This is a genomic window from Kribbella sp. NPDC020701 (genome assembly GCF_055562215.1).
This window is the reverse complement of the sequence record NZ_JBVHFT010000056.1, coordinates 1-3439: the sequence shown is the minus strand read 5'-3', so window position 1 is coordinate 3439 and position 3439 is coordinate 1. Positions and strand designations below refer to the sequence as shown.

Genomic DNA, 3439 nt, shown 5'->3' with positions numbered 1-3439 from the left:
TGGTCCTAGACAAACCACATCGTCGCTGGTCAGGAGCACCTTTCAGTTCAACGACACACATCCCCACAGCCAACCGGCATGAAAGCCCCGGGCTAATAGCCGCCCGGCACCCTCGCCGAAACTGCTGCTGCGCCTGGGGTCGTCCACTCCGGCGGCCAGGCGTGGACTGGGCTTACGGCCAGTGACTGCGCCAGATCGGCCGGCAACGGCTCGACTCACCGGCGCAAAGGATGACGTTCGAGTCTGGCTACGACGCCGCACTCGCCGTCTCCGTGGCGGTCGCCTCGACACGGGGACCGAGCAGATGGCAGGCGACAGGCAGGGCACTCCACTAGTGCGTCGGCTCGGCTGTCTCCACGCTGACCGGGTTCGCGATCGGCCGCGGGCTCTTGATCGAGGCTGCCCGGGACGATCGCGCCCGCTACTGGCCCGGCCAAGCCGTCCGCGACTGGCGGGACCTCGTCACACCCGCGGCCCGGATCCCGCGGTGACGCCGGCAACCAACTGCTGCACCAACTGCTGCACCAACCGCTGGAACTGCTTCAATGAACCCCGGAAACGCCACGTGATCGCCAGCGCCGTGATCGCCGCGAACTTGGTCGCCAACGACGCGCGCACCACCGACCAGCCGACGACGCCACGAGGCGCCCGCCCGGGGGCGAACCCAGGATGGGCGCCACACCATGCCACCTGACAGAAACTTACTCAACATCAGCTGAGGATGCTCCCGGACATCGATTCGGCCTGGATCATGATCACCGGGTCGTGGATCCTTGCTCCGCATTGCGCATGGGTTGCTGGCCAGGTTGCTCAGCCGAGCAACCGTTCCAGAGCCGGGCGGGCCTTCCGAGAGGGGACCCATCGGCTGGGTAATCCTCCAGGGCCTGAATCGCCTGTGAGTCGCCGCAGGTAGAGTCGGCAGCATGTTAGGAACCGATCCAGCGGCGAACGTGTGGCCCTTCACCGTCGAGACGCGAAGCGTCGAAGAGACGATCTCACTTGGCCGGGTCCTCGGCCCATCGCTCGGCGGCGGTGTTATTGTCAGCATCGAGGGTGACCTGGGGTCAGGCAAGACCCAGCTGTGCAAAGGCCTGGTGGCCGGTGCTACGGGCGCAGAGCCGGCGGATGTTGCGAGCCCGGCCTTTACGTTGATCAACGAATACCCGCGCGGGGAGCTCGGACCTCTCATTCACATTGACTTCTATCGCCTGACGTCACTATCGGACGAGGATGAGCAACTCTTCGACGAGGCATTGTCTGGCAACGTGTCCGGTGCCCTCATCGAGTGGGGTGACAAGTTCGTCTCTGCCCTCTCGAACACTTATATTCGCATCGGCATGACCATGTCCTTCGCGACGCCGCCTGTCTGCACCATAACCTTTGACGCGGTTGGCAGATCCACCGAGGTGACTCGGGTCCTTGAGTCCTGGACGCAGGCATGCGCACACTTCTGATCGATTCGGCAAGTCCAACGCTCCTCGTCAGCGTGCTTGATGACGATGGCATGATGGCGATTTCCAAACGTGAGAAAGGGAAGGCTGTCTCGGAGCTCCATCCAGCCATCGCGCGTGTGCTGGATGAGGTGCGGATGAAGCCTACTGACCTCAACCAGATAGCCGTCGTGCGCGGGCCCGGCAACTGGACTGGTGTCAATGTTGGGATCGTCGCGGCGAAGATGTTGGCCTTGACGCTCGAACTGCCGCTTCTTTTGATCTCGCGCATGCAGGCCCTAATTGATTGCGCTCCCAGTGACTGGAAGCATGGCGCAGGCGTCATCGCCACGGGCCGTATGGCGTACTTCTATGCCCGGTTCGGCGAGAACATGGTAGACCGATGGAATGCTGGCGACGCCTCAACCCGCTTAGACGTCGACGCGCTCCGCGTCACCTGGTCGCATGTTCCGGTACAGAACCTCGTTGCCCCTGCCGAGGATCTCGTCAGTCTCGAGCAGGCTGATCTAGTCGGTGGTGCGGAGTTGCACGGTGTGACCAGTCAAGAGATGCTCTCGATGTATGTCCGCCATGTGCGGGAAGAGTCAACCGAGCGACTGGTTGGTGAGAAGGTCCATCTCGCCCTGCCGGATTACGCTGGCGCGGACAAGACTATCCAGACCAGCGAAGGATCTTTTAGATGATTGTACTCGGATTCGAATCTTCTTGCGACGATACGGGAGTCGCAGTCGTTGAGAATGGCACAACGGTCCTGAGTAACATAATTGCGTCGCAACACGGCTTCCACCGACCGTACGGTGGAATTGTGCCATCCCTCGCATCTCGTCAGCATGCCAAAGCAGTGTCGATCGTGTTTACCGAAGCGATGCGGCAGGCGGACATCGGGCTGAAGGATATCGACGCGATTGCTGTCACGACCGACCAAGGGTTGGCTCTATCATTGTCCGTCGGGACCGCGGCCGCAAAATCGGTCGCGCTGGTCACGGGCGTGCCCATGATCGGTGTGCATCACGTCGAGGGCCATATTCAGTCATGCCTCATGAGCAATGACGATGGTCTGGATTACCCGTTTCTTTGCCTAACCGTCGCGGGCGGGCATTCTATGATGCTCGTTGCCGAGGCCTTCGGCAGGTACCGCCTGGTTGGAACTACCCGCGATGACGCTCTCGGTGAGGTCTACGACAAACTTGCGCGACGGCTCGGCCTTGGATACCCGGGCGGTCCCATTATCGATAGACTCGCAGCGGATGGCGACCCGGGCGCATTCGAGTTTCCTCGCCCAATGCTTCGGTCGGGTACGGATTTCAGCTTCAGTGGACTAAAGACTGCGGTGCGGCGGAAGCTCGACGAACTCGAAGAGAGTGGTGAATCGTTCGCAGTCGCCGACATCGCGGCATCATTTCAGGAAGCCGCTATGGACGTGTTAGTGGCCAAGACAATCCGTGCGGCACGGGCATCAGGAGTCAAGTCGATCGGCGTTGCCGGCGGTGTATCGGCAAATCGTCGCCTGCATGAGAGATTGGCCACCGAGGCTTCGGAAGCTGGTCTTCGTGTCCATTTTCCCGCCATGACCCTCTGTGTCGACAATGCGGCTATGATTGCCTCCGTCGGCTATTATAGGCTGTCACGTGGTGAGAGATCATCGCTTGACATCGACATTCGGGCCAACGCACCTATGGGAGAAACATCGATGACCTATAAGGTCGCGTCCAAGTACCGCTGAGCGGAGAGCATGGACATTTTTGAATGTTCGCGACCAGAGGGCCGTTGGTGACCTTGCGGGTGCGAGCACCCGTAAGGTCACGTCCGTCGGCGGCTCTATCTAACAGAGACTGTCAAGCCGCAACCGCGCCAAGCGGGGATCGCCGCAGAAGTACGAACCCCGGTTCCTGAACTAGCCTCGAAGTTTCACGGGGTTCCGGCGTGTCGCTGATGGCTGGTTTTTGGGTGTTCTGGGGGTTGTTGGGCGGGTTGGTGGCGTGGGCCGG

4 protein-coding genes are annotated in these 3439 nt (G+C 61.1%); 3 read left to right on the top strand and 1 reads right to left on the bottom strand.

Annotated elements, in window-relative coordinates; translation table 11 throughout:
* Positions 1-462: 462 nt before the first annotated feature.
* Complete coding sequence (locus ACZ3HV_RS44445) at positions 463-690, bottom strand: hypothetical protein (protein ID WP_465693928.1); 228 nt, start codon at positions 688-690, stop codon at positions 463-465.
* A gap of 233 nt (positions 691-923) precedes the next feature.
* Here ACZ3HV_RS44445 and tsaE point away from each other — a divergent pair, with 233 nt between their 5' ends.
* The 3 genes from tsaE to tsaD are packed head-to-tail and all read left to right on the top strand — an operon-like array spanning position 924 to position 3174.
* A complete protein-coding gene (gene tsaE / locus ACZ3HV_RS44440) occupies positions 924-1454 on the top strand; it encodes a tRNA (adenosine(37)-N6)-threonylcarbamoyltransferase complex ATPase subunit type 1 TsaE (protein ID WP_465693927.1) in 531 nt (176 codons plus the stop codon).
* Positions 1439-2134 (top strand): tRNA (adenosine(37)-N6)-threonylcarbamoyltransferase complex dimerization subunit type 1 TsaB, encoded by a 696-nt coding sequence (gene tsaB / locus ACZ3HV_RS44435; RefSeq protein ID WP_465693926.1) that lies wholly within the window; start codon positions 1439-1441, stop codon positions 2132-2134. The genes tsaE and tsaB overlap by 16 nt, the downstream gene beginning before the upstream one ends.
* On the top strand, positions 2131-3174 hold the full coding sequence (gene tsaD / locus ACZ3HV_RS44430; RefSeq protein WP_465693924.1) for a tRNA (adenosine(37)-N6)-threonylcarbamoyltransferase complex transferase subunit TsaD: 1044 nt from the start codon (positions 2131-2133) through the stop codon (positions 3172-3174). Before tsaB ends, tsaD begins: the two co-directional genes overlap by 4 nt.
* Positions 3175-3439 lie beyond the last annotated feature (265 nt).